At 64.2% G+C, this 23,734-nt stretch carries 25 protein-coding genes; 9 read left to right on the top strand and 16 right to left on the bottom strand.

Features of this window, described 5'->3' with window-relative positions; genetic code table 11:
- The first annotated feature begins 128 nt into the window (after positions 1-128).
- Positions 129-2,357: a CDC48 family AAA ATPase gene (locus HUTA_RS12845; RefSeq protein WP_015790342.1), complete on the top strand. Its 2,229-nt coding sequence runs from the start codon at positions 129-131 to the stop codon at positions 2,355-2,357.
- Positions 2,358-2,864: 507 nt separating this feature from the next.
- Here HUTA_RS12845 and HUTA_RS12840 read toward each other — a convergent pair.
- On the bottom strand, positions 2,865-3,284 hold the full coding sequence (locus HUTA_RS12840; RefSeq protein WP_015790340.1) for a hypothetical protein: 420 nt from the start codon (positions 3,282-3,284) through the stop codon (positions 2,865-2,867).
- Between the two features lie 376 nt (positions 3,285-3,660).
- On the opposite strand from HUTA_RS12840, the gene HUTA_RS12835 reads away from it, so the two are divergent.
- From HUTA_RS12835 to HUTA_RS12825, 3 genes are all read left to right on the top strand, one after another.
- Positions 3,661-4,821, top strand: a complete 1,161-nt coding sequence (locus tag HUTA_RS12835; RefSeq protein ID WP_015790339.1) for a glutamate-cysteine ligase family protein — start codon at positions 3,661-3,663, stop codon at positions 4,819-4,821.
- A 71-nt stretch (positions 4,822-4,892) separates the two neighbouring features.
- Positions 4,893-5,609, top strand: coding sequence for a type 1 glutamine amidotransferase (locus tag HUTA_RS12830; protein ID WP_015790338.1), 717 nt, complete (start codon positions 4,893-4,895; stop codon positions 5,607-5,609).
- A 125-nt stretch (positions 5,610-5,734) separates the two neighbouring features.
- Entirely contained in the window at positions 5,735-6,631 is an 897-nt protein-coding gene (locus HUTA_RS12825) for a DUF4097 family beta strand repeat-containing protein (RefSeq protein ID WP_169304899.1), read from the top strand.
- Between the two features lie 12 nt (positions 6,632-6,643).
- Here HUTA_RS12825 and HUTA_RS12820 read toward each other — a convergent pair whose 3' ends face one another.
- Genes HUTA_RS12820 through HUTA_RS12810 form a run of 3 tightly spaced genes read right to left on the bottom strand, consistent with a single transcriptional unit; the run spans position 6,644 to position 7,597 of the window.
- The gene (locus HUTA_RS12820; RefSeq protein WP_015790336.1) at positions 6,644-6,928 is read right to left on the bottom strand and encodes a DUF7521 family protein; all 285 of its coding nucleotides are present in this window, start codon (positions 6,926-6,928) and stop codon (positions 6,644-6,646) included.
- Positions 6,915-7,253: a hypothetical protein gene (locus HUTA_RS12815; RefSeq protein ID WP_015790335.1), complete on the bottom strand. Its 339-nt coding sequence runs from the start codon at positions 7,251-7,253 to the stop codon at positions 6,915-6,917. Before HUTA_RS12815 ends, HUTA_RS12820 begins: the two co-directional genes overlap by 14 nt.
- The gene (locus HUTA_RS12810; protein ID WP_015790334.1) at positions 7,250-7,597 is read right to left on the bottom strand and encodes a helix-turn-helix domain-containing protein; all 348 of its coding nucleotides are present in this window, start codon (positions 7,595-7,597) and stop codon (positions 7,250-7,252) included. Before HUTA_RS12810 ends, HUTA_RS12815 begins: the two co-directional genes overlap by 4 nt.
- 162 nt (positions 7,598-7,759) lie before the next feature.
- On the opposite strand from HUTA_RS12810, the gene HUTA_RS12805 reads away from it, so the two are divergent.
- Both HUTA_RS12805 and HUTA_RS12800 read left to right on the top strand, forming a co-directional pair.
- Positions 7,760-8,515: a sensor domain-containing protein gene (locus HUTA_RS12805; RefSeq protein ID WP_015790333.1), complete on the top strand. Its 756-nt coding sequence runs from the start codon at positions 7,760-7,762 to the stop codon at positions 8,513-8,515.
- A gap of 102 nt (positions 8,516-8,617) precedes the next feature.
- Positions 8,618-11,200, top strand: coding sequence for an efflux RND transporter permease subunit (locus HUTA_RS12800; RefSeq protein ID WP_015790332.1), 2,583 nt, complete (start codon positions 8,618-8,620; stop codon positions 11,198-11,200).
- Positions 11,201-11,260: 60 nt separating this feature from the next.
- Here the strand turns inward: HUTA_RS12800 and HUTA_RS12795 are convergent, their stop codons facing one another.
- The 6 genes from HUTA_RS12795 to HUTA_RS12770 form a co-directional block, all read right to left on the bottom strand.
- On the bottom strand, positions 11,261-12,403 hold the full coding sequence (locus HUTA_RS12795) for a CBS domain-containing protein (RefSeq protein WP_049941348.1): 1,143 nt from the start codon (positions 12,401-12,403) through the stop codon (positions 11,261-11,263).
- Between the two features lie 100 nt (positions 12,404-12,503).
- Entirely contained in the window at positions 12,504-12,956 is a 453-nt protein-coding gene (locus HUTA_RS12790) for a hydrogenase maturation protease (RefSeq protein ID WP_015790330.1), read from the bottom strand.
- A gap of 34 nt (positions 12,957-12,990) precedes the next feature.
- The gene (locus HUTA_RS12785) at positions 12,991-14,310 is read right to left on the bottom strand and encodes a Ni/Fe hydrogenase subunit alpha (RefSeq protein ID WP_015790329.1); all 1,320 of its coding nucleotides are present in this window, start codon (positions 14,308-14,310) and stop codon (positions 12,991-12,993) included.
- The gene (locus HUTA_RS12780) at positions 14,307-15,107 is read right to left on the bottom strand and encodes an NADH-quinone oxidoreductase subunit B family protein (protein ID WP_015790328.1); all 801 of its coding nucleotides are present in this window, start codon (positions 15,105-15,107) and stop codon (positions 14,307-14,309) included. Before HUTA_RS12780 ends, HUTA_RS12785 begins: the two co-directional genes overlap by 4 nt.
- Positions 15,104-15,964, bottom strand: coding sequence for an FAD/NAD(P)-binding protein (locus tag HUTA_RS12775; RefSeq protein ID WP_015790327.1), 861 nt, complete (start codon positions 15,962-15,964; stop codon positions 15,104-15,106). The genes HUTA_RS12780 and HUTA_RS12775 overlap by 4 nt, the downstream gene beginning before the upstream one ends.
- On the bottom strand, positions 15,957-16,994 hold the full coding sequence (locus HUTA_RS12770) for a 4Fe-4S dicluster domain-containing protein (protein ID WP_015790326.1): 1,038 nt from the start codon (positions 16,992-16,994) through the stop codon (positions 15,957-15,959). Before HUTA_RS12770 ends, HUTA_RS12775 begins: the two co-directional genes overlap by 8 nt.
- A gap of 203 nt (positions 16,995-17,197) precedes the next feature.
- Here HUTA_RS12770 and HUTA_RS12765 point away from each other — a divergent pair, with 203 nt between their 5' ends.
- Together HUTA_RS12765 and HUTA_RS12760 are read left to right on the top strand one after the other, a co-directional pair.
- Positions 17,198-17,680 carry a pyruvoyl-dependent arginine decarboxylase gene (locus HUTA_RS12765; RefSeq protein ID WP_015790325.1) on the top strand — a complete coding sequence of 161 codons (483 nt, stop codon included), beginning with the start codon at positions 17,198-17,200 and terminating at the stop codon, positions 17,678-17,680.
- Between the two features lie 92 nt (positions 17,681-17,772).
- A complete protein-coding gene (locus tag HUTA_RS12760) occupies positions 17,773-18,129 on the top strand; it encodes a DUF5811 family protein (protein ID WP_015790324.1) in 357 nt (118 codons plus the stop codon).
- 30 nt (positions 18,130-18,159) lie between these two features.
- On the opposite strand, the gene HUTA_RS12755 is transcribed toward HUTA_RS12760, so the two are convergent.
- The 5 genes from HUTA_RS12755 to HUTA_RS12735 form a co-directional block, all read right to left on the bottom strand.
- On the bottom strand, positions 18,160-19,101 hold the full coding sequence (locus tag HUTA_RS12755) for an alpha/beta hydrolase (RefSeq protein WP_049941347.1): 942 nt from the start codon (positions 19,099-19,101) through the stop codon (positions 18,160-18,162).
- A 555-nt stretch (positions 19,102-19,656) separates the two neighbouring features.
- A complete protein-coding gene (locus HUTA_RS12750) occupies positions 19,657-19,875 on the bottom strand; it encodes a DUF7561 family protein (protein WP_015790322.1) in 219 nt (72 codons plus the stop codon).
- Positions 19,872-20,177: a hypothetical protein gene (locus HUTA_RS12745; protein ID WP_015790321.1), complete on the bottom strand. Its 306-nt coding sequence runs from the start codon at positions 20,175-20,177 to the stop codon at positions 19,872-19,874. Before HUTA_RS12745 ends, HUTA_RS12750 begins: the two co-directional genes overlap by 4 nt.
- Before the next feature lie 125 nt (positions 20,178-20,302).
- Positions 20,303-20,518 (bottom strand): hypothetical protein, encoded by a 216-nt coding sequence (locus tag HUTA_RS12740; RefSeq protein WP_015790320.1) that lies wholly within the window; start codon positions 20,516-20,518, stop codon positions 20,303-20,305.
- A gap of 111 nt (positions 20,519-20,629) precedes the next feature.
- Positions 20,630-22,066 (bottom strand): DASH family cryptochrome, encoded by a 1,437-nt coding sequence (locus HUTA_RS12735; RefSeq protein WP_015790319.1) that lies wholly within the window; start codon positions 22,064-22,066, stop codon positions 20,630-20,632.
- 137 nt (positions 22,067-22,203) lie between these two features.
- On the opposite strand from HUTA_RS12735, the gene HUTA_RS12730 reads away from it, so the two are divergent.
- Complete coding sequence (locus HUTA_RS12730; RefSeq protein WP_015790318.1) at positions 22,204-23,385, top strand: lycopene cyclase domain-containing protein; 1,182 nt, start codon at positions 22,204-22,206, stop codon at positions 23,383-23,385.
- Here HUTA_RS12730 and HUTA_RS12725 read toward each other — a convergent pair.
- Entirely contained in the window at positions 23,357-23,599 is a 243-nt protein-coding gene (locus HUTA_RS12725; RefSeq protein WP_015790317.1) for a hypothetical protein, read from the bottom strand. The genes HUTA_RS12730 and HUTA_RS12725 overlap by 29 nt on opposite strands.
- Positions 23,600-23,734: the final 135 nt, after the last annotated feature.

The following is a 23,734-nucleotide window of genomic DNA, read 5'->3' as shown; positions in this document are numbered from 1 at the left end:
GGTTCGAGCCACCTGTTTGGCCTCTTTTCGATCGTCGCCACCGACCGTTCCAGATACGTTGAGGAAACCCTGAGTAGCAAAAAGCATATCTCCCGGGATGCCTGAGTGTGTCATACTGCATCCCCATCATGAACGAAGTCCAACTTGAGGTCGCGAAAGCCTACCCGAACGACTCGGGGCGGGGTATCGCGCGCCTCGATCCCGACACGCTGCTGCACCTGAAGCTCTCCCCCGGCGACATCATCGAGATCGAAGGGGCCGAAACCACCGCCGCGAAGGTCTGGCGCGCGGACCGGCAGGACTGGAACACCGACACGGTCCGCATCGACGGCTTCACCCGGCAAAATGCCGACGTGGGCATCGGCGAGCGCGTCGAGATCCGCAAGGCCGAAGCCGAGAAGGCCGACTCGCTCGTGCTCGCGCCGCCCGAGGAGGCGAGCGTCCAGTTCGGCTCGGACGCGGCCGGCATGGTCAAACGTCAGATCCTCAAACGCCCGGTCGTCGAGCGCGACATCGTCCCCGTGATGTCCTCGACGAACCACCCCTTCATGCGCTCGCCGGGCCAGGCCATCCCGCTGATCGCCGTCGAGACCGAACCCGAGGGCGTCGTCCTCATCACCGAGGACACCGACGTCGAGTTGCGCGAGGAACCGATCTCGGGATACGACAAGACCGGGGGCGGGATCACATACGAGGACATCGGCGGCCTGGAGAACGAGATCCAGCGCGTCCGCGAGATGGTCGAACTGCCGATGAAACACCCCCAGATCTTCAAGAAACTGGGGATCGAACCGCCCAGCGGCGTCCTCCTCCACGGCCCGCCCGGCACGGGCAAGACGTTGCTGGCCAAGGCCGTCGCCAACGAGACCTCGGCGAGTTTCTTCTCGATCGCCGGCCCGGAGATCATCTCGAAGTACTACGGGGAGAGCGAACAGCAGTTGCGGGAGATATTCGAGGACGCCACCGAGGAGTCCCCGTCGATCATCTTCATCGACGAACTCGACTCGATCGCGCCCAAACGCGAGGACGTCACCGGCGAGGTCGAGCGCCGCGTCGTCGCCCAACTCCTGACGATGATGGACGGCCTGGAATCCCGGGGGCAGGTCGTCGTCATCGCCGCGACCAACCGCGTCGACTCGGTCGACCCCGCGCTCCGGCGGCCCGGTCGCTTCGACCGCGAGATCGAGATCGGCGTGCCCGACGAGACCGGTCGCGAGGAGATCCTCAAGATCCACACCCGCGGGATGCCCCTCTCGGACGACGTCGACCTCCCCGGCCTGGCCGAGGACACCCACGGGTTCGTCGGCGCGGACATCGAGTCCCTGACGAAGGAGGCCGCGATGAAGGCCCTCCGGCGGTACCTCCCGGAGATCGACCTCGACGAGGAGGACATCCCGCCGAGTCTCATCGACCGGATGATCATCAAGCGCGACGACTTCAAGGGCGCACTCAACGAGGTGTCGCCCTCGGCGATGCGGGAGGTGCTCGTCGAGTTACCCAAGATCAGCTGGGACGACGTCGGCGGGCTCGAGTCGGCGAAAAACGACGTCCAGGAGTCCATCGAGTGGCCGATGACCACCCCGGAGAAGTTCGAGCGGATGGGCGTCGCACCCCCGTCGGGCGTCCTGCTCTATGGGCCACCGGGGACCGGCAAGACGCTGATGGCCAAGGCCGTCGCCAACGAGACCGACGCCAACTTCATCTCGGTGCGCGGGCCACAGCTGTTGAGCAAGTGGGTCGGCGAGAGCGAGAAGGCCATCCGCCAGACCTTCCGGAAGGCCCGCCAGGTCGCCCCGACGGTCGTGTTCTTCGACGAACTCGACTCGCTGGCCCCCGGCCGTGGCGGCCAGGGCTCGGGGTCGAACGTCTCCGAGCGCGTCGTCAACCAGCTCCTCACCGAGATGGACGGCCTCGAAGACATGGAGGACGTGATGGTCATCGGCGCGACCAACCGCCCGGACATGATCGACCCCGCTCTCATCCGGTCGGGCCGCTTCGATCGCCTCGTCTACATCGGCGAACCCGACGTCGACGGTCGCGAGGAGATCCTCGATATCCACACCGACGACTCGCCGCTCTCGCCCGACGTCTCGCTGCGCGAACTCGCCGAGATCACCGAGGGCTACGTCGGCAGCGACCTGGAGAGTATCGCCCGCGAGGCGGCCATCCAGGCCCTCCGGGAGAGCGAAGACGCCGAGGAGATCGGCATGGCCCACTTCCGATCGGCCCTGGAGGGGGTCCGGCCGACTGTCACCGACGACATCCGCGAGTACTTCGAGCAGATGGAAGACCAGTTCAAGGGCGGCGGCCCCGACTCACGCCAGCCCCGCGGCTCCGACCGGATCGGCTTCCAGTAGGAGACGACCTTTTTTCACGGGGGCCTCGTGCTCGCCTCCGGCGAGCACTCGACCCCCGCCAAAAAAGCTCTCTTGCCGAGCGAAGCGAGGTGGTTCGAGAGAGCGAAGTCGTCCGAGAGAGCGCAGCTCTCTCGGGATCACGAAAGAGCGCGTCGCGCTCTTTCGGACGACTCTCTCGTCATCTGCTCGCGGGCCGCAGGCCCGCTCGCAGGTTCGTTGGACGTAGTCCAACGCTCATCCCGAAAATCAAAGATTTTCGGTGACAAGGCTCGTCAGAGCTTGCTCTGACGGTGGGCCAAAAATGCCGCCGTCGCGGGACTGCGTCCCGCTCCAGCGGTGAACCGGCGCGCTACGCGCGCCGGACATCTTCATCTTCCATCAGATCAGCCTCTATCAATGTGTTTGTCCAACAGCAGTCTCCGGGGAACGCACCGGGGAGCCAATACATGACAAGCTGGCGGTTCATCTAAAGCGGCATTTGCGAAAGAACCGTCCAGATTCCCGCCCTCAATCGTCGTCCGCTGCGTGTGAAACACGACTGGACCCCGTCGTGTTCGAATCGACGTCGACGCGGTCCAGTACGGCGAGCGTTCCCGCCATGTATGCAGTGAAAGACGCACCGAGCACGAGAAGACCGAGCGCGAACTGAAAGTCCGCCGAAACGGGAAGCGCCGGTCCCGCTCCGATGAGCGCAGCGAGCGTGACGACAGCGACAGCGAGCCCAGTCCATCGCTTGTCTCCCCAGGACTCGCCGGTACTGAACGCTGGATACGCACGCCTGATGTGCAGCGTAACCCCGAGTGCTGCCGTCCAGGTGACACCCGTTACGACCGCAAGAGTGACCCTGCCCACGAGCCAGTAGAGCCCGAACCCGACCACCGTACCGACGGCGAGTGAACCCAGAAACGCCCTGGTCGAGTGTTGCATGTCTCGAAAAAAGAACGGATGATCGGAAAATTTTGGGGTGCGACGGGACGTTTCACGGGGAAATCTCACGGACGGGACGGCGTCCACCTCGACACGTGGCCGGGAGACGCACAGCCATTGCTATTGTATAAGGAATATCCGATCAATATATACACAAGCGTTAAGATACCAACGTCAGTCGATTCAATACGTATGTGAACTATGCACACGAAAAACGAGATTCGACCGGGCGTCCGGGCCAGGAGGCGACAGCCGCGGCTCGGAGCCAGGCAGCGTCTGCACGGCGAGAGCAGCCCCACAAGGCAGCACCGTCCTAGAAGAAGGCGGCCAGCGCTGGGTCGGCCGCCGAGTGGCTCTCATATCCCACCCGTCGAACATGCCTGATCGGATCGATCCCACGACGGGGGCGAAGCAGGACGGAGGCGGGAACGACGGGGGTGTCGCCCCACTGCGTCGCAGCATCGAGGTCGAGTACTGGGTGATCGACGACGAGGGTCGGTTGACCGATCCGGGTGAGCTCAGCGACGCGGGCGAGGGCGTCGAACGGGAGTTCGTCGAGCCGCTGCTGGAGATCAAGACCACGCCGTGTGAGTCAACGGCCGCGCTTCGGACGGAGTTCTACGAGCGGCTGGATGGGGTACTCAGGCGGGCGTCGGACCATGGCAAGCGCCTCGTCCCACTCGGAACGCCCATGCACGACGGGGAGATCGCGGACCGTCCTGGCGAGCGGACCAGAATCCAGGATCGAGTCGTCGGGTCGGACTTCGAGTACGTCCGCCACTGTGCGGGCACGCACATCCACGTCGAACAACAGCCGGGCCACGTCATCGAGCAGTTGAACACGCTGATCGCCCTCGATCCGGCGCTGGCGCTGGTCAACTCCTCGCCGTACTTCGGCCACGAGCGGCTGACGACCGGCGCGCGGTCACAACTCTACCGGCGGATGGCCTACGAGACGTTGCCCCATCAGGGGCGACTGTGGCCCTACGCGGAGGATCTGGAGGAGTGGGCCAAACGCCTGGAACACCGCTACGGCGAGTTCGTCACCCAGTCGATCATCACCGGGTTCGACCGCGAGCGCGTCGAGTCGTACTTCGGGCCCGAAAGCGCCGTCTGGACGCCCGTCCAGCTTCGCGAGCGCTTTTCGACCGTCGAGTGGCGTTCGCCCGACGCCGCACTGCCGAGTCAGCTCCTCCGGCTGGCCGACGACGTCGCCAGTATCGTCAGCCGAGTCACGGAGGCGGCGGTCCGGATCGAAGGGGATCGAGGGGGATGTGCGGCCGGGGAAATCGTCCTGCCGAAGTTCGACGCCGTTTCAGAGTACGTCGACGCCGCGATCACTGACGGCCTCGATTCGAGCGCTGTTCGGTCCTACCTCGACCGGATGGGCTTTTCGGTCGAGGCCTACGATCCCCTTGCGGGCGAGATGGACGCGCCGGCGGAACTCACGGAATCACAGGCGCGAGACCGCCGCCTCGAATACGCGGATCGCCTCGAAGCGGACGTCCGTCGCGTCAGTTCGATCACAGCCGACTGAGCGTCGAGGGGCAGTGGCAAAAGATGACGAGACGAAACCGTATTTCCCTGCGGACGGAAACACGTGCATAAATGGATCGTCCACGTCTCGCGCTCCTGAACGCGGCCCACGAAGCAGCGGACACGCGCCGGAATTTCGAGCGGGAACTGGACGCCGACCTGGACGTCTTCCACGTGCCGGCCGGGGAACTCCCCGAGAGTCTCCACTACGACGGGTTCGTCGTGACGGGCTCGAGTGCCTCTGTCTACTGGGACAAAGAGTGGATCGGCGAGTTGAAGACCTGGGTCGGCGACGCGGTCCGGGCGGGGCTGCCCGCGCTGGGCGTCTGTTTCGGCCACCAGCTCCTCGCGGACGTCATGGGTGGCAGCGTCAAGGGCATGGGCGAGTACGAACTCGGCTACCGGCCGGTGAACCAGGACGGATCCAATCCCCTGCTTGCGGGGATCGACGAGACGATGACGGTGTTCATGAGCCACTCCGATCACGTCACCGACGCGCCGCCCGGGTCGACGGTGTTCGCGAAAAACGAGTACGGCATCCAGGGGTTTCAGAAGGGGCGGGCCTTCGGCGTCCAGTTCCATCCGGAATACGACATGGACACAGCCGAGATGATAACCCGTGGGAAATCCGAGCAGGTGTCCCCGGCGCTGATCGAGGCTGTGCTCGACGGTATCCACGCGGAGAACTACGCCAGGGCCTGTGAAGCCAAAGCGCTGTTCGATAACTTCCTGACGTTCGTCAGGGAGACCCAGCGAGCGCGGGTCGACGCCGCGGAAACACAGCCGTAGCGTTGCACTCGGCGATCGGTATCGAAGCCGACTTGGATCCCGGCGAGTATATAATGGTTCGGATCGGTTGTGCTGACAGCAACGGGGATGGCATCTTGAAACGCCCGACCCGAGACGAACAACGCATGACAGAACGCACACGGCGGGATGTACTTGCCGGGGGCGCGATTGCCACCCTGGCCGGATTGAGTGGCTGCAGCGGCCTGACGCCATTCGTCGGCAAGCGCATCGAGGGGAGCCGAACGATCGACCCGGCTGGTGCCAACGAAGTGGGAATCACTGTGGAGGGTGGGGACGTGCAGGTGACCGCCACCGATCGATCGACCATCGACGTGGCGTACATCAAAAAGTCCAGTTCCGTCGGGACCGACCTCTCGAAACTCGACTTGCGGAGTTCACGTTCGGGCGACCGGGTACATCTTCACTCCGAATGGGCCGGTGGTAGGGGCCTGTTCGATGGCTCCGCACAGCTTGACATCGACGCGAAAGTACCAGCTTCGATGACTGTCGACCGGCTCGAATCGGGCGTCGGAGACGTCTCGGTCACCGGAATGAGCGGCCCGGTCAGACTCCGGTCTCGCGTGGGCGACGTGACCGCGACCGCAATCGACGGCGACGTCGATGTACGCTCGAACGTCGGGGACGCGATCGCGACTGACGTCGATGGCAGTATCGAGGCGCGGACGTCGACGGGTGACGTCGAAGTCAGCGGCGGCGGAACGATCAGCGACTTACAGACGAACACTGGCGACATCGAGGCAGACGTCCCAGCGATCGACGGGCCGACGTCGATATCGACCGACACTGGCGATCCGCAGATCCGCCTGGCCACCGATATTGACGTGGAAATCCTCGTGAAGACAGGAACTGGCGATCTCAGGGTTGAAGGGCTCTCTCTGTCGGATCTCGAACGGGCGGAGACGATGACGGGAACGACCGTTCGCGGGACGCTTGGCGACGGCGGACCGACACTGCGCATCGAAACCGACACCGGAGACGTTACCGTTGAGCCGCTGTCCTGAGTGAGTTATCAGCTACGTCCCCTCGAGCGAATAGAGGATCGCAACCAGTCCCGCGTTGAAGCAGACGAGGACAGCCAGTAGCGTCGCGGCGTCCGAGAGCCCGACCAGCGGCTCCAGCAGGTAGTTGACGCCGAACGGGAGCACGGCGATACAGACGATCCCGGCCGCGAGCCACCGCATCGTCGCGCTATCGTTGCGCCGACCGCCACGGTCGGCCAGCCAGGCGACGACGGTACCGAGCGTGGCTGTCGCGGCGGCGGTGACCAACAGCACGGTGGCCGGATCAACGACGGACATAGATCACCTCCAGGATGACAAGCAGTCCGAGCAGCTGACTCGCGCTCGCAACGATCTCACGCGTGATCGTAGCTGTCTCGGTGACGTTCGTCAGTACGAGCCTGAGGAGGATCGGTGCCGTCGTCAGCATGACAAGGCCGATCAGTAACACCAACATGTCGCGATTGCCGCCGGCCCGATACCCCCGGTAGAGTCGGAGGGCGACGACGAGAGACAGCACCGTCGCGAGCAAAAGTGCCCCCAGCGCGAGCACGACAACGGTCGCGGATCCGCCGGTGGCCGTTGTCTGGAACGGGAACGCGGGGAGTGGCGTCGCTGTCGTCATTTGAATCCCTCGTAGAGCCGGGTGAAGCGATCGGCGGGCGGTTCACGGCGGTCGACTTCGACGGTGAAGCCCTCGTCCTCCAGACGAATGTGAAGCGCGTCTAAGTTCGCCCGGTAGGCCTTGTAGTGATGCCCATCGGGGTCGAGTTGCTGCTGGACCTCAAGCAGGTCAGCCTCCGAAAGGCGCTCGATCCGTCGGTAGATCGTCGAGGGATCGGCGTCACAGCTGTCGCTGAGCGTCTGGGCGGACTTATACTCGTTTCGCGTCTCGACGAGGATCCGCCAGCCGTAGCCGTCGCTGACCAGGTCGACGATCGCCTTCGGATCCCCGTCATCCATCGTCATGCTGGTGGTAGCCCGCACGTCATAGTTCCATGGATCCCTTTGCGGATACACGCCGCTTCAGTAGTGCTTCGGATGCCCTCGACAAGGTTGTCCTGATCGGTTGGACACTCGCCAACTCTCCCAGAACCTTTATACGCTGTTGCCGGGCACCCCCATACATCGATGGCATGGGTGACGTCGGTGAACAGTCGGTCTCGATTCCGTGGCTTTCTCGGAGCCCCGTTTCGCCGCCAGACCTATCGCAATCTCCTGTACCTGGGACTCGCGTTTCCGCTCGGGATCGCGTACTTGGTGGTTGTGGTGGTCGGGCTGGCGCTGGGCGTCGGCCTGTCTATCGTCGTCGTCGGCATCCCGATCCTGGCGACGCTCGTCGTTGTCGGGACGTTGCTGGCCGGCTGGGAACGGTGGCTCGCGACCCGCCTCCTCGGGCATGAGTTCGAGACACGATCGACGCTGGAGGGAGATTCCAGTCGGGAAAAGCTCGTCTCCGCCGTGACGGATCTCCGGACCTATACGCCGCTCGTGTATCTCCCGGCGAAGTTCGTGTTTGGCGTGCTCACAGTCGTCGTCGTGTTCACAACCTTGACGACGGGCATCAGCCTGGTGTTTGCGCCCCTGTACTTCGGCGAGCCCGGCGTCTACGTCGGCGTGATCACCGACCGTCCGGTCGAGATCCACCCCGCGATCTACGTCGGCTGGAACAAACTCCTCATCGGATTCGAGACCGTCCTCTCGCTCGATTACTGGCGGATCCAGACGCTCCCAGGTGCGTTGTTCGTATCCATGATCGGCGTGGGTATCACACTGCTCGGCCTCAACGTCGTCAACGGCCTGGCCCGGCTGGCCGGATGGCTTACACAACGACTGCTCGACGACGGCTATTCGCTGGTCGAGACGTTGACCGCGGCCAAAAATTGACCGGCGTCAACCGAATCGAGTACTTAAATCCTTCGCAGAGATGAGCCGGAGACAACTCTGGGTCCGCTTATACGGTATTGCTGTGGCAATCCCTGAGTAAGCATGAGAACAAGGCCCCTCAGACGTTGTATTGATTTTGTCACCGAACACAACCGCATCACACTGCTGGTGATGGTGCTCTTGACGGGCGTTGTCCTCGCCGGCATTCCCCAGTTGAATACAGGGAGTCAGGCGGGCGGGACCGCCGCGGACTTCGAGCACCTTGATCGCGTCCAGGCGTCCCAGCACATCGAGGATGTCTATCGCGCCGACGAGCACTCCCAGTCGAATCGGACCCTCGCGACAGTGTACGTCCACCAGCCCGACGGGAACGTCCTCTCGAAACCGGCGCTGCGAGCGGAACTCGAGTTCCAGCAAACACTGCGCGAGGACGACGCCGTCGGGCGTGCACTTCACCCCGATGGGATGACCGGGATCGCCAATCTGGTCGCGACACGCGCGGCGGGCGATCGGGCGGCCTCCCTTGAGGAACAACTCGCTGCCGTAAAGTCGGCCAGCGAGCAGGAGATCCGGACGCTCCTCAGGGAGACAGTCACCGACAACCCGCGAGCGGGTCGCCTGCTCCCGGCGGATTTTGCGGGGGAAACCAGTGCCACGGATCGACGGCTACTGATCGCACTCGATACCGGCGTCGACCAAGACGTCTACGAGGACGCACGGAACGCGATTTTCGAGACGGCCAACGACCGTGACGCGTCGGGCTATTTCACGCTCGGTGGGCCGGCGATGGAAGCGGCCAACAGTCACTTCACGGGCGAGATGGTCGAACTCGTCCTCCCGCTTGCGTTGCTGTTGATCGTCGCGATTCTCGCGTTCGCCTATCGTGATCTCGTCGACGTCATCGTCGGGATGACCGGGGTCGTCCTCTCGGTCGCCTGGATGTTCGGCCTGCTGGGGTGGCTCGGCGTCAGCGCGGGCGTGGTCATCATCGCCCCGGTCGTGCTGATAACGGGGCTGAGCATCGACTTCGGCTTTCACGTGTTCAACCGGTACCGGGAACAGCGCGCGGCGGGAGCGGACCGAGCGCCTCGAACCGACGAGCGGGAAGCGGATGCGACCCGCCGAGGGGAAGACGCGGGCATTCGCCCGTCGATGAACCGCGGCGTCCGGCTGGTCGCGACAGCACTCGTCCTGGTGACGGTCACCGCGGCCATCGGCTTCCTGGCGAACCTGGCGAACCCGCTACCGATGATCCGCAACCTGGGGATCGCCATCACGCTCGGCGTAGCCTCGGCCCTGTTGCTGTTCGTGACGGTCGTCCCCGCCCTGAAGATCAGCATCGACGGCCTGCTCGAACGTGTCGGGTTCGACCGGCGGAAGGCCCCACTGGGACACGGCCGGTATCTCCGTCCGGCACTCGAACGGACAGTCACGCTCGCCAGGCGAGCGGCCCCAGTAGTCGTGATCGTTGCCGTCCTGCTCGGGGCCGCGGGCGGCGGAGCGTGGTTCGCACTCGATCAGGAGAGCTTCCAGCAGGGTGACGGCGAGGTCGCCGACTGGAAGCAGAACCTGCCCGACCCGATCGGCTGGGACCGGCATGCGTACTACGATCGGGCTGACCACGTCGAGGAAACCTACCGGCCGGCGAGTGCCGCGGACGCGACGCGGACCCAAATTCTCCTGGACGGAGACGTCACCGGGGGCGGAACGCTTGCCGGGATTGCCGACGGCATCGATCACCTCGAATCCGCGTCGCTGCTCGTCCAGGCCGATGCCGGCGGCGTCGAATCACCACTGTCAGCCCTGCGAAGGGTCGCCGACCGGAACGCGACCGTCGCTGCGATGGTCGACCGCGCGGACAGTGACGGCGACGGGATCCCCGACCGAAACGTCGCGCGCCTCTACGACGCTCTGTACGCGGCCGACAGTGATCTGGCGAGTCGGGTCCTCGAGCGCACCGACGGCGAGTACCGGTCGGCACTCGTCACCGTCTCGATCGACGCCGGCTGGGAGACCCAGGACACGGCTGTCACGGAAATGGAAACCGCCGCAGCGGCGATGGTCGACGGAAGCGACCGGACGGCCACGCTTGCCGGCCCGTTCTCAGTGAATCAGGCGGTTGTCGCCGACCTCGTCGCGGGGATCCTCCTGACGATGGTGCTCGCGCTGGCGGCGATTCTCCTCACGACCATGGGTGTGTTCAGGGCCATGCACGGCAGCGCGACACTCGGGGCAGTCGTTGCAGTCCCGATTGCCCTGGTCGTCGGGAGCGTGATCGGCACGATGTATCTGCTGGAGATTCCACTGACGCTACTGACGGCCCTGCTGATGAGTCTGGTCGTCGGTGTCGGGATCGACTACAACATCCACATCGGTGACCGCTTCGCCGATGAACGCCGTGCCGGAACGCCAACGATCCCGGCTCTCCGGGCGGCCGTGACGGGGACTGGCGGCGCACTGGTCGGGAGCACGCTCACCACGGCGGGCGCGTTCGCGACGTTGACACTGGTCCCACACCCACAGCTCGTGAGTTTCGGGTCGATCGTCGTGGTCGCCCTGGTGACGGCATTTCTGGTCAGCCTGCTGGTGTTGCCTAGCCTCCTCGTGCTCTGGGACCGTCACGCCGCGGCATCCGTGACGGTCGGTGACCGAACCCAGACCGGTGTTTCGGCCACGCAGGACTGACTGAGAGCCAATCCACAGGATCACTCCCGCACAGCAAAATCGGAAAACCGGTGTCGACGATTACAGCTCGCCGAGTTTCCGGAGGAGTTGCCCCCGGTACTCTTCGTCGCTACGGACGCCCTTGCGTTCGAGGACGTTGCGCTGGAGTTTGTCGAGAGCGACGTTGAAGGCGGTCTTCGAGCCGTAGCCCTCACCGGTGCCCGCGACCTGGCCCTTGTTGGTCCGGAGGCGGATCTGGCAGTTGATCAGCGGCGTCCCACGGAGTTTCTCCTTGTGTTCCTGAAAGCGGACGTGGGCGTGTTGAACCTGCATCGCCTGGTACTTGTCGGCGACGTCCTCGATCCCGACGCGGACGTCCTGGCGGGAGAGGGTATCCAGGAGATTGATGTTCGTGATCTGGACGTCCATGTGTTCCTCCTCGGTGAACGACAGCGCACGGAGGACATCCGTCTTCGTGATGATACCGGCGACAAGCGAGTCGTCGCGTTCCGGCGTCACGACGAGGCCGGCGTAGTCGTTCTCGAGCATCCGGCGGACGGCGTCCTCGACCGACTCGTCGATGGTCGTCGTCGCGACGGGGCTGCTCATCACGTCGTAGACGGGCAGATCGAGGACCCGATCGACGTCGCCGGCGCGCTCGCCGGTCGTCGCCTTGTCCATGTCCCGGACGACGACGTCGACGATGTCGTGACGGGTCACCATCCCCGTCAGCTTCCCGTCGTCGTTCAGGACAGGAACCCGGGAGATCCCGTGCTCGCGAAGCTTGTTGATCACCTGGCCGACCTCGGTGTCTTCGGTGGCAGTGACGACGTCGCCGGTGAAGATCTGCTCGACAGTGAGGGCGTCGAGGTTGTCGATGACGGCCGAGAGAATGTCGTCGTCGGTGATGACCCCCCAGAGCTTGTTGGCCTCGAACACCGGGGCGACCTTGGTCCCGCTCTCGACCAGCACACGTGCCGTCTCACGGACGTCGCCCGTCCGCTTGATCTTCGGCGCGTGTTGCATCAGCGCGCGGGCCTTGGCCTGGTCCTCGACGTGGGACTGGACCAGCTCCTTTTGCGTGATGACGCCGGCGTACTCACCCCCTTCCGTGACGATGATTCCTTTGGGATTTTCGCGCTCGAAGATCGATCGGACTTTGCCCAGACGTTCGTCCGCGTCGACCTCGATGTAGTCGCGGGTGGCTATATCAGCAATATCCATCGTACCAGTCATACTTCGTCGGGAGGGATAATCAAATCTTGGTTTGGATACACATGACGTACCACGGGAAACGAGCATCAATCGGGACAGTCCGATGGGCCTACAGCGATCGGACAGTCTCCGAAAGCGTCCGGCACCCGGCAGACAGTGACTCGGCAACCGGCGGGCTCAGTTCGTCACCGTATCCAGTCTCGGCGGGCTGGACACCGACAACGCGGATCGGAGTCGTCGAATCCGACAGCCGTGTCGCCACATCCAGAAGTTCGAACGGATCAGTGCCGTGGGTGCCCCGTCGGTCGGGTGCCGTCGCAGGGTCAGCCGGATCGAACACCACAATCTCACCCGGATCACCGCCGAAATCTACCGCGTCGACGATCACGACGGCGTCGTAATCGGCGACGACGTGTACCAGATCGAAGCCCGCGTCGCCGAGGTCGAGACAGTCCACCGACGGCAGTCCCTCCTCGCGGAGCCGATCAACCAGCGCGGGCCCGATCCCGTCGTCCCGACGATAGGGATTGCCGAGTGCGACGATGGCGCGATCGGCGGTCATGCGTGATTTCCACGAGTCGGGTTCGCGATACCGGTCATCCCTCGCCACCGGCGAACTCGACGTCGAGATAGTGCGTCGAACAGGAGATACAGGGGTCGTAGGCCCGGACGAGCATCTCCAGAGAGTGCTTGATTTCGTCCTCGGGGTGGTCGACGATCGTCGGCACCAGCGTCTCCATGTCCCGCTGGATGTTGCCGTGGTTCTGGTTGGTGGGGATGACGCAGTTGGCCTCGGTCACCTCGCCGGTGTCGTCGTAGGCGTACTCGTGGAAGAGCACGCCCCGGGGCACCTCGATGGCCCCGATCCCCTGGCCCGCGGTCGGGTCGATCTCGGGGACGTGGTAGTTCGACTGCGGGGTGAGGCCATCGTCCAGCAACGCCTCGATCAGCCGGACGGACTCGCCGAGGAGGTGGGCGACCTCGACAAGTTGGGCGACGTTGTTCAGATACGGATTGTGGACGGGCGCGTCCAGACCGAAGCGATCGGCGATTTCCGTCGCTCGCGGGGCAAGCTGGTCGGCGTTGTTGTTGAAGCGGGCCAGCGCGCCGACCATGTACGACTCGCGCTCGTGCCGCGCGAACTTCGCCGTCGAGTGCTCGACGACGTACTCGTTGGCGACGTCCCGATAGTCGGAAACAGGGATCTCCCCGACATCCGAAGAGTAGATCGTGCCCTCGGCGAAAGCGTACTCCTCGGGATGAGTCAGGGAGATATACTCGGTCTCCCGTTCGAAGGCGGGGAATTCATCGGCCAGAACGGCCAACAGATCGGCGAGTTCCGCGACGGCGTCCCAGCTGTTGACGAGCCGATCGAGCAGCGCTTGGAGTTCGCTCTCCTCGGGAAGCTGCGAGATGCCGCCGGGAACCAGTCGCTGGGCGTGGACCGATCGGCCGGTGACGACTTCGGTCAACTCGTTGCCCAGCCGGTGGAGATCAATGACGGTCTCCAGTTCGTCCTCGTGCGTGTCCGCAAGCGGCAGGACGGATTTCTCGCCGACCAGATCCGGCAACGCGAGATAGCCCAGGTGCAGGACGTGGCTCTGGAGCGTCTCGCCGTAGAGCGCGAGCTTTCGCAGCCGGCGGTCCTGCTCGGAGACGGAGACCCCGAGGGCCGCCTCAGTTGCCTGCAGCGAGGCGATGGTGTGGCTGACCGAGCAGATGGCACAGATCCGCGAGGTGACGTGGTGGGACTCCTCGAAAGAGCGACCGACCAGCATCGACTCGAAATACCGCGGGGATTCGACGACCTGCCACTCGCAGGTGTCGAGTTCGCCGTCCTCGGCGTTGACCACGATCGAGCCGTGGCCCTCGACGCGGGTGACGAGGTCGCCCTCGACGTCGATCGTGTGACTCATCGCTCACCCCCGTCGGCGACGGGCTGGGAGTCGCCGTCAGCGACTGCCACCTGATCACGTTGCCAGCCCCAGTAGAGTTGATACTCCTCGATCACTTCCTCGGTCGTCAGCCCGTTGGCTTCGAGAACGTCCGTGTAGGCGTCCTCGTTCGGATGGTCGACCATGCCCCGACAGCCCCAGCAGTGGGTGCCCGCCGAGACGCAGGTCGCCGAACAGCCACCACGCGTGATCGGTCCGAGGCAGGTCTCGCCGCGCTCGAACGCGCAGGTGTTCTCCGCGAACTTGCACTCCAGGCAGACGGGATAGTTGGGGATAGACGGTTCAGCACCGTTGACCAGCGCGGTGACGGCACCGAGGAACTCCTCGCGATCGATCGGACAGCCCGGGATCTCGTACTCGACCTCGATGACATCCTCGATGGGCCGGGCGATCGGGTAGGACGTGATCGAATCAGCATCCTCGCCGTACACTCGCTCCTTGACGGTCTCGAAGTCCTGGTGATTCCGGAGCGCGTTGATGCCCCCGAAGGCAGCACAGGAACCCAGCGCGACGACGACATCGGCGTTGTCACGGATGTCGGTCAGCCGGCGCTCGTCGTGAGCCGTCGCGACGCCACCCTCGACGAAGGCGATCTCGTACTCGTCGCTGTGTTCGGTCATCGCCTCGCGGAAACTGACGACCTCGACGACCTCGACGAGATCCAGCAGTCGGTCCTCGAGGTTGATGACCTGCAACTGATCGCCCTCACAGCCCGTGAAATCGAAGAAGGCGACACGCGGTTTGTCCTCGCCCGTCATACTTCGGCCTCCTCCTTGTCGCGGACGGTCGGATAGTGAAACACCGGCCCGTCGAGACAGACGTACAGTTCGTTGAGTTGGCAGTGTCCACAGAGTCCGCGGCCACAGTGCATGTTTCGCTCCAGCGAGAGGTAGATTCGGTCGTCGGCAAGCCCCTTCTCCCGGAGGGCCTTGATGACGAACCGATACATTACGGGCGGGCCACAGACAAGGGCAACCGTGGATTCAGGATCGAAATCGAGCGGCGGGATCAGCGACGTGATCACGCCCGTCGGTCCGTCCCACGCCTGGCCGTCGGGTACCTCGTCGACGGTCTCACGGTACGCCATCACGTCGGAGGCGGCCCACGATTCGAGTTCGTCCGGGAACAGCTGTTCGGCGGGCTCCGTACAGCCGTACAGCGTCGTCAGGTCGCCGAACTCTCCGGGGCGATCCAGGGCGTAGTTGATCACCGAGCGCAGCGGTGCGAGGCCGATCCCGCCGGCGATACAGAGGAGGTTCTCGCCGGCGATGGCGTCGACGTCGAACCCCTGACCGTAGGGGCCGCGGATGCCGACCACGTCGCCCGCTTCCATGTCGTGGATGGCGTTGGTCACGTTGCCGACCGCGCGAATGCACAACTCGAAGGGGCCCTCGTTGGTCGGTGACGAGGCGATCGAGAACGGGGCTTCCCCGACGCCGGGGACGAACAGTTGGACGAACTGGCCAGGGTCGTGATCCAGACTGACGCCGTCGGGCAGGTCGATCACGAACAGCTTGTCCTCGTCGGTGTGGTTGTCGATCCAGACGATCTGGCCCTCGATCGGCTGGTACTCGCTGGTGCCGTGTTCGAAGCGCTTTCGTGTCGGACTACGCATATTGGGCCTCCCGGAGTTCGTTGTAGACTTCACAGGGATCGGCAACGTCGGCGACACAGTGGCGAGTACATCGACCACACCCGACGCAGGCGATGTCGCCGTAGCGCTCGTAGATGTACCAGCCCTTGCGCATGAACCGATGGCGGTGTCGCTGAGCGACCTCCTCACGGAAGTTCTCGCCCTGGGCGACCGTCGCAAAGTCCTCCAGCAGACAGCCGTCCCAGCGGCGCTCCTGGCGACCGCTGTCGCCCTCGAGGTCGCGGATCATATCCACACTGAAACAGAAGCAGGTCGGACACACGACGTTGCAGGTGCCACAGGAGAGACACTGCTCGGCATAGTCCTCCCAGAAGTCCATGTCGTCATAGCTGGCTTCGAGCAGCGTCGGCAGTGCCGCCGGTGGAAACGTGAGTTCGCGGTCGAACTCGTCTTCGAGAGCAGCCTCGATCTCCGCGACGCGATCGATCTCCTCGGCGCTCGCGTTCCGGGTCGGGACCGACTCGAGTAATCGGTCGCCCTCGAAGGTGCCGATGTCGACGGCGAACCGATCGCCAAGGTCAGTCACCATGAGATCGTACCCCGACTCGGCCGTCGCCGTGTCCATACTCCCGGCGAAACAGGTCTCGGCCACGTCCTGCATCGTCACTCCGATGAGGACAGAATTCTCGCGCTTGCGGCGGTACGGTTCGTCCTGCAGCGTGTCGATGAAGATCTTATCGAGTTGATTGATCGCCGCCAGATCGTAGGGATGGACGCCGACGATGATATGACCGGTCGGGTCAGCCTCGGCCCGCATCTCGTAGTCGTCTCCCCGACGATCGTAGGTCAACAACGTCTCGCGCTGTGGCATGATGTACTTCTTCGGCGACAGTGCCGTGAGGTCATAGTCCAGGACGAGTTCGTCGGCCGATTCCAGGTGATCGAAGACGTACTGTTCCCCGTCAGTCACTACCCCGACGACGTCGCGCGGATCTGACGCGATCAGCTCGTCGATCAACGCCGCGAACTCCGATCGATCGATAGTTTTCATTGGTTCGTGCACCCCGAGACGGTGCGAGATCGGCACCTCACTCGTCTCTTAGTCCGTTGAGTGTCAGTGTCGGAGTAAGTCCTACCGGGCGTTCCCAGTTAATGAGAAACTATCATTATAATGGTTGTTGATCGACGTTTCGGGGCCGTGACCCCAGGCCCCGAACGACGGACTTTACTTGTCGCTCGCCCGAATTCCCGGTGATGGGAACGATTCGGATCGTCAGCGGTTCGGGCCACGGCCCGACGCCGACAGCCGCCTACGACGCCGCGCTGGCCGCGGCCGGCGTCCACAATTACAACCTCGTGACGCTGTCGTCGGTCGTCCCCGGCGACGCGACCATCGAGCGCGTCGGGACGGCCCCGGATCTCGGGCCTGCCGGGCAGGGGCTGTACGTCGTCCAGGCGGCGGAGACGGCCGAAGAGGGCGAAGCAGCGGCGGCGATCGGCTGGACGCGCGAGCCCGATGGACCCGGCATTTTCTATGAAGTCTCCGGGTCGAACAAGCAGACTGTACGCGAAGACGTCCGGGCAGGGCTGGCGGCCGGTCGCGACCTCCGGGACTGGGACTTCGGCGAGACCCAGGTCGCACTCGAGACAGCGAGTGCGGACGGCGCGGACGAGGCATACGCCACAGCGATCGTGCTGGCTGTCTACGGACGGAGTCACTCGCTGATCGAATCCTGACGACCGAGAGCGACGCGCCGGAGGAAACCTATTCTCGAGGACAGGAGTCGGCGAGTTTATACCGACCCCTCGCCTACACCCGGAGACGATTCATGTATGGAAACTCGCCGTTCTCGGGGCAGGCCGAACCCGATGTCGAGCTCACGCCGGAGGAGCGTCGATCGCTCCGGAGCGACCTCTCTCGCGTCGCGGCCAAGACGCGGGAGTTGCTGCCCGGCGAGTTCGTGGTCGGGTCGGAACTATCGAGCGGGGCCAGTGGACCCCAAGCGATGATCGCCGTCCAGCCGCCGGTCGGCTCACCGGTCAGCGCCGGGTACACCCCGGAACCGGACACCGATCTCCGGATCGACGATCAGGAGTGTACAGACCTGGCACAGGGACTCGCAGCAAGCGCCGCACTGCAGGTCAAGCAGGCGATGGGCGACGACGACACTCCCACCGCACAGTAAGGACGCTTCTCGCCGCGTTCGAGCCGCCGTTCAAGACTCATCCCCGACTGTAGCAGCGAAATCACTCGCCACCGCTCGGAGAGCTACTTCGGCACGATCGATGGACGACTCGGTCGCGAACCCGTGGATCATGTCCGGGTAGTGGCGATGCGTGACGTCGACACCGTCCGCGTCGAGTTGTTCAGCGTAGGCAACGCCACCGTCACGGATCGGATCGAACCCCGCAGTCACGACTGTCGCGGGAGCGACATCCCCGATGTCGCAGGCGTTGGCCGGGTCGGCGTACGGATTGCGCTGGTGGATGTCACCATCGTAATAGCACTCCCGAAACCACTCGAGATCCGCGACCGAGAGGACGATGCCGTCGTTCTCCCGGACTGAGGCCTGGTCGTCGCTGATGCCGATCCCGGGGTAGAGGAGCGCCTGGTAATCGACAGCTGGCTCACCGCGATCCCGGGCCAGCAACGCGACCACAGCCGCGAGATTCCCGCCGGCGCTGTCGCCTGCCACCGCAAGCGTGCCGTCGGAGGCGAGGCGGTCGGGGTTGTCCGCCGCCCACTGCGTGGCGGCGTAGGCGTCCTCGACAGCCGCCGGGAACGGGTGTTCGGGTGCGAGGCGATAGTCGACAGAGACGACGACCGCGCCCGTCTCGCGGGTGAGTTGCCGACACAGCCAGTCGTGGGTCCCGATGCTTCCGAGTACGAACCCGCCCCCGTGAAAGAAGACGATCGTCGGGTACGGACCGGGTCCATCGGGGCGATAGAGCCTGACGGGAAGGTCCCCCTCGGGCCCTGGAATAGCGCCGTCAGTTGTCGCGCCGACCGCGGGCGGATCGCGATTGCCGAACCAGGTACTCACCCGTTGCAACAAGCGCATGATTCGGTGATCATGATCGGAGATCGGCGAGATCCCGAGCCGTCGCTGTCGATCGACGACGGCCTGTGCCTGGGAATTCATCTCGTCTGCGCGCATTGGAGCTAAGTTGAACCGGCGATAGCAAAAGCGTGGTGTGAAGGGGTCCGTCGGCAACAGCCTGACAGTGCGGTGAGTCCCTGTTTGTTTCAAACCCCCTTCGTTCGTGTGGAAAACCAGCACAGGGGATGAGATCAGACGAAGCCTGACACCCACGTGAAGCCGACCCATGTACCGATAAGTGTGTTCCGGAGCACTACGTTCGGCACATACCAGTCGCTAAGACAGCCGGCAAACACCTGCTGAACTGCAAACCGGATTCCGGTGATGGCATGGCCGTAATATTCAAAATGGAGTACCATCCGATCGGGAGACCACCGCGGCGAATCCGCGTGCTCGAAATGCCGGATACAGACCGCATCAGACGCGTTACAGAGGAGCGACGCGATGGTGTGTGGACCGAAATCGATGCGGGAACCATCGACTATTTCGAGTACGCTGACGAGTCCGGATGATCGACGTGGCTGTCCAACCCCGTGGTTGGGCGAAGCGATTGCACACCGTTCGGCGAATCTTCCAGCAGTCCCAACGGACCCAGGATCCGAGCACCAGGGCTCAATCGTCTCGACCTTCGAGGCCGGCTACGTCCGCTGCCTGGACCTCACGGTCGTCGGGCAGCGCGTCGATGCAATCCGAACACAGGAAGTGTTCGGTCCCGTCGGCGAGTTCGAGCGTCATCCCACCGGTGGCCGACTGATCCGAACTCCACATGTCGCCGATCCCGCCCGCGATCCGCACCTCGCGGCCACAGCCGTCGCAGGGATCGGTCGTCATGACGATCCGTCGACGTCATCCGGATCTGGGATCTGCTGGCTCTCGAACCCGGGATCGACGTACTCCTCGCGCTCGGCGGCCTCGACCAGCGCCCATTCCTCGATCTCGCTCTCGGTGTAGGAGCCATCGAGTTGCTCGAACCAGTAGACGAAGTCGTCGGTCTCGAACCGAAAGGCAAAGTCCGTGACGGTGACTTCCTCACCCTCGTCGGTTTCGAGGACGTCGCCAACGCCGAACTCGGCGTACCGGGAGAACTCGATTGCCAGGTTGTGCTTGCGGTTTCCTGGGAAGTTTGCGGTCATATTTTCGTCTTCGGGCAGCCGTCAGTAATCGCTTTCGACGGCCGGCCGCCCAGTCAGTCACCGTTTCCAAAAACGGGCCGAACAGTAGTTGCAAAAGACCACAACAGAGGACAGTACTCCCATAATCAACTAGTATATGATTGATCGTACCTGCTGTACAAAGCCGCAAAAATCACGAAAACGAAGAGAGCCCCGATGACAAAGCCGATCAATGCTACATATCCATTATCCGTCGAAAACATGTTTCCAAGCGAACTACCCACAATAAGCATCGCATAGAGCACGACGAAACCGAGGATGATGCGGGTGATGAAATTATCCTCAACCGGATTTTGCTCCATGCTGTCAGTATTTGAGGCGGAGCAATAAATTCGTTGTGAGGTCCCGGCGCTGGGCGAACAGCCGCAAGTAAATGACAATTTTCCGTACGGACCTGAGTCAGGTCGCCCTCCTCACAACCGCTCGGGATCGACCATCGGTTCGGGGTAGTCCTCGCCGAGCACCAGACCCCGCTCTCGCTGCTCTTCCTCGTCCATTCGCCAGGGCTCGCGGGCGTACTCGGCGATCAGCCCGTCTAGTTCGGGACACCACCGCGAGATGTATTCGCCGCCGGGATCGTACCGTTCGGCCTGCGAGAGGACGTCGAAACCCCCCTCGCGGCTGTCGTTGCCGACCTTCGCGATATACGCCCAGTTGCCGTAGTTCGATGCCGGGTCGTAATCGAGCAGGTGGTGCTCGTAGTGGGCCCCGCCCCACCGCCAGTCGATCCCGAGATCGTGGACCAGGAAGGAGGCGGCGTTCTGGCGGGCGCGATTGCTGACGTAGCCCGTCGCCACGAGTTCCCGCATCGCGGCGTCGACGAACGGTACCCCAGTCCGCCCCTCCTGCCAGCGCCGGAAGTCGCTCTCGTCGCGCCGCCAGTCCAGGTCCGTTCGTTCGCGGATCCCACCCGGCGTGAAGAATTTCCCGCCGTACTTGGCGAACTGAAACTGAAAGAAGTCCCGCCAGCGCAACTCGAAGTTCAGCCAGTACGTCGAGTCATTGCTGACGCGCTCGCGCTCGTACTCTTTGACTGTCTGATAGACGTCTCGCGGCGACAGACAGCCGACGTTCTGCCAGGGCGAGAACTTCGACGAATAGTCCCGCCCGACCAGCCCGTTGCGCGTCTGTTTGTACGCCCGGAGGGAGTCCGTCTCCCAGACGTACTGTTCCAGCCGACGCTGCCCCGGGGTCTCCCCGCCCTCGAAGTCGAGGGGCATTCGGTCGTCGTCGGGGACGTCGCCGACGACGCCGAGATCGGCGAGTTCCGGGATCGGCCCCGGCTGTGGCGCGTCCGCTGGAACCGGCGGCACCGCGGGTGCCTCGATCGGCTCCCGGACGCGACTCTCGGCCTCGACTGACTGTCGCCAGGGGGTGAAGGTGTCGGGCATCTCGTCGTAGGGGGTCGGCAGGTCCTCGACGTGGTGGAGCGTGTGCGTCCAGTGGCGTTCGACAGTGACCGCCTCCGGTAGCGCCCGCCGGACCTGGTGTTCTCTGGTGCGCTCTTCGGGGATTGGGAGCGTCTGATAGTGCAAGTGATCGGCATCAACTGCCTCGACCAGGTCGGGCAGCACCGCGTCGGGGCGGCCGTGGCGGACGAATAGATCGCTACCGATCTCGCGAAGTCGGTCACGGAGGTCCCCGACGGCCTCGCGTTCGAACTGTGCCCGACCGGCCCCGACGCCATCGTATTCGAACGACGCTGCTCCGCCGAAGGCGCGCTGGCCGTACCGGCGCGGCTCGAAACAGTAGACGGGCAGGACGCGATCGGCAGCGCAGGCGGCCGCAAGCGTCGCGTTATCCCGCGTTCGCAGGTCGCGACGCAGCCAGACGACGGCGGTCTCGGGCATGGCCGTCCATCGGGCCGGATCTACTTGGACACCGGGGCCGAGACCAGTGTCGGAGCCGACGGTGGGTGAACCACCGGTTCCGCAGCAACACTTGAACGCGGCGACACGACTATGCGGATCGATACCGAGGAACAGGTATGTCGATCGCCCGTCACCGTCCCGGTCCAGCGGCGGCAGTCCGTGCGCTGGTGTCCCAGGTCCATCCGGTGTTCATGCTGCCGCCGGTGGCCGTCTCATTGACGGGCTCACTACTCGCTGCCAGAGCGACGGGATCGTTCACTCCCACAGTCGTCGCGGCCCACGCAATAGCGATCTTCGCAGCGGTCTACACCGCCCACGTCAAGGATGGCTACGTCGACTTCTTCGTCCGGAGCGAGGACGAGGATCATCCGCTGTCGGTGGGTGGCTGTCGGATTGCACTGGCCGGTGCCGGGACCCTCTTCGCGGTGGCGCTGACCGGCGTCGCCCTGACTGGTGGGCCGGAAGCCGCCGCGCTGACCGCACCGACGTGGGCGCTCGGGTACTTCCACGCGCCGCAACTGGATACGAATCCGGTCACGGCGACCGGGGGCTATCCGGCCGGGATCGCGCTGTCGCTGGTGGGTGCGTACGTCGCCGGGGCCGGCACGGTGACCCCGACTGTCCTCGGACTGGCTGGCGTGTTGCTCGCCGTCCTCCTGGGGATCAAGATCATCGACGACGCCCAGGATCTGACGTACGACCGCTCGATCGGAAAGCGAACGGTCGCCGTCGTCCTGGGGCCGCGTCGAGCGCGCCAACTGGCGGAGGGGCTGCTCGCTGTCGGGCTCGCTGGGGTAGCCGTCCTGGCCGCCGTCGGTGTGTTTCCGACGGGGACGGTACTGGCCGTCTTCGCGTTCGGCGCGGTGGCCGCGGTTGGACGGCGGGCCGAGCCACGACTGGCCACGATGTTGCTTGTCCGCGGGGCGTACGTCTTCCTCGCCCTCCTGTTGATCGCGCTTTGGTATCGACCGATGACCGGTCCGCTGCCCGTCGACATCGGCGTGCTCGGTCCCTACACCTACCTCGCGACGGAGGTCGCGTTCGGCGCGCTCGCGCTGACGTTGCTCGTCCGGGCCGAGGCACTCACGCGGGCAGCACGGACGATCGTTGTCCTCTACCCACTGGCGTACGTCTGGGACTGGTACACCCTCGAGGTGGGTGTCTTCGCCATCGAACTGCGGACTGGGGTCGACCTGCTCGCCATCCCGATCGAGGAGCACCTGTTCATGCTCGTCGTTCCCGCACTGGTACTCGGCATCCACGAGACGCTCACGCAACGGCGCTCCAGACAGAAGTGACGTCAACCAACAGCGTCGGCAAACGGTCTTCGCCGGGTCGCTCGTACCGGTATTCGATCGAGATGGCCTCGCCCTCCCGAACCAAGACATTGTCGCTACGCCGAAAGCACACGCGAGTGGCTCCATCGTCGCGCCCCGGGGCGGCCTCGTGCACACGCCCATACACCAGCCGCGAATCGACAGCCGTCACCACACAGTGATCGATCGTTGGCATTACTGAGCAGGGCGGCGCGAGTGGCCTTGTAGGTATCTAGGAGCGATATTGCGCTGCGTAGATCGCACCCAACACAACTGACGAGAAATAGGGCTCGGGAGCACTGTATAGCCGGGGTGTGCCCCCTTCGGCGGC

The sequence above is a fragment of the Halorhabdus utahensis DSM 12940 genome (assembly GCF_000023945.1).
GTDB lineage: Archaea > Halobacteriota > Halobacteria > Halobacteriales > Haloarculaceae > Halorhabdus > Halorhabdus utahensis.
This window is presented reverse-complemented; position numbering and strand designations above follow the sequence as displayed.

What these genes read in the sequence shown, in the direction of transcription:
- HUTA_RS12845 (WP_015790342.1), top strand. Translation starts at nt 129, where the DNA reads ATGAACGAAGTCCAACTTGAGGTCGCGAAAGCCTACCCGAACGACTCG.
- HUTA_RS12805 (WP_015790333.1), top strand. Translation starts at nt 7,760, where the DNA reads ATGGCATGGGTGACGTCGGTGAACAGTCGGTCTCGATTCCGTGGCTTT.
- HUTA_RS12810 (WP_015790334.1), bottom strand. Translation starts at nt 7,597, where the DNA reads ATGACGATGGATGACGGGGATCCGAAGGCGATCGTCGACCTGGTCAGC.
- HUTA_RS12770 (WP_015790326.1), bottom strand. Translation starts at nt 16,994, where the DNA reads ATGAAAACTATCGATCGATCGGAGTTCGCGGCGTTGATCGACGAGCTG.
- HUTA_RS12835 (WP_015790339.1), top strand. Translation starts at nt 3,661, where the DNA reads ATGCCTGATCGGATCGATCCCACGACGGGGGCGAAGCAGGACGGAGGC.
- HUTA_RS12750 (WP_015790322.1), bottom strand. Translation starts at nt 19,875, where the DNA reads ATGACGACCGATCCCTGCGACGGCTGTGGCCGCGAGGTGCGGATCGCG.
- HUTA_RS12740 (WP_015790320.1), bottom strand. Translation starts at nt 20,518, where the DNA reads ATGGAGCAAAATCCGGTTGAGGATAATTTCATCACCCGCATCATCCTC.
- HUTA_RS12815 (WP_015790335.1), bottom strand. Translation starts at nt 7,253, where the DNA reads ATGACGACAGCGACGCCACTCCCCGCGTTCCCGTTCCAGACAACGGCC.
- HUTA_RS12780 (WP_015790328.1), bottom strand. Translation starts at nt 15,107, where the DNA reads ATGACGGGCGAGGACAAACCGCGTGTCGCCTTCTTCGATTTCACGGGC.
- HUTA_RS12790 (WP_015790330.1), bottom strand. Translation starts at nt 12,956, where the DNA reads ATGACCGCCGATCGCGCCATCGTCGCACTCGGCAATCCCTATCGTCGG.
- HUTA_RS12745 (WP_015790321.1), bottom strand. Translation starts at nt 20,177, where the DNA reads ATGACCGCAAACTTCCCAGGAAACCGCAAGCACAACCTGGCAATCGAG.
- HUTA_RS12760 (WP_015790324.1), top strand. Translation starts at nt 17,773, where the DNA reads ATGTATGGAAACTCGCCGTTCTCGGGGCAGGCCGAACCCGATGTCGAG.
- HUTA_RS12840 (WP_015790340.1), bottom strand. Translation starts at nt 3,284, where the DNA reads ATGCAACACTCGACCAGGGCGTTTCTGGGTTCACTCGCCGTCGGTACG.
- HUTA_RS12725 (WP_015790317.1), bottom strand. Translation starts at nt 23,599, where the DNA reads ATGCCAACGATCGATCACTGTGTGGTGACGGCTGTCGATTCGCGGCTG.
- HUTA_RS12785 (WP_015790329.1), bottom strand. Translation starts at nt 14,310, where the DNA reads ATGAGTCACACGATCGACGTCGAGGGCGACCTCGTCACCCGCGTCGAG.
- HUTA_RS12820 (WP_015790336.1), bottom strand. Translation starts at nt 6,928, where the DNA reads ATGTCCGTCGTTGATCCGGCCACCGTGCTGTTGGTCACCGCCGCCGCG.
- HUTA_RS12800 (WP_015790332.1), top strand. Translation starts at nt 8,618, where the DNA reads ATGAGAACAAGGCCCCTCAGACGTTGTATTGATTTTGTCACCGAACAC.
- HUTA_RS12795 (WP_049941348.1), bottom strand. Translation starts at nt 12,403, where the DNA reads ATGGATATTGCTGATATAGCCACCCGCGACTACATCGAGGTCGACGCG.
- HUTA_RS12765 (WP_015790325.1), top strand. Translation starts at nt 17,198, where the DNA reads ATGGGAACGATTCGGATCGTCAGCGGTTCGGGCCACGGCCCGACGCCG.
- HUTA_RS12735 (WP_015790319.1), bottom strand. Translation starts at nt 22,066, where the DNA reads ATGCCCGAGACCGCCGTCGTCTGGCTGCGTCGCGACCTGCGAACGCGG.
- HUTA_RS12825 (WP_169304899.1), top strand. Translation starts at nt 5,735, where the DNA reads ATGACAGAACGCACACGGCGGGATGTACTTGCCGGGGGCGCGATTGCC.
- HUTA_RS12830 (WP_015790338.1), top strand. Translation starts at nt 4,893, where the DNA reads ATGGATCGTCCACGTCTCGCGCTCCTGAACGCGGCCCACGAAGCAGCG.
- HUTA_RS12730 (WP_015790318.1), top strand. Translation starts at nt 22,204, where the DNA reads ATGTCGATCGCCCGTCACCGTCCCGGTCCAGCGGCGGCAGTCCGTGCG.
- HUTA_RS12775 (WP_015790327.1), bottom strand. Translation starts at nt 15,964, where the DNA reads ATGCGTAGTCCGACACGAAAGCGCTTCGAACACGGCACCAGCGAGTAC.
- HUTA_RS12755 (WP_049941347.1), bottom strand. Translation starts at nt 19,101, where the DNA reads ATGCGCGCAGACGAGATGAATTCCCAGGCACAGGCCGTCGTCGATCGA.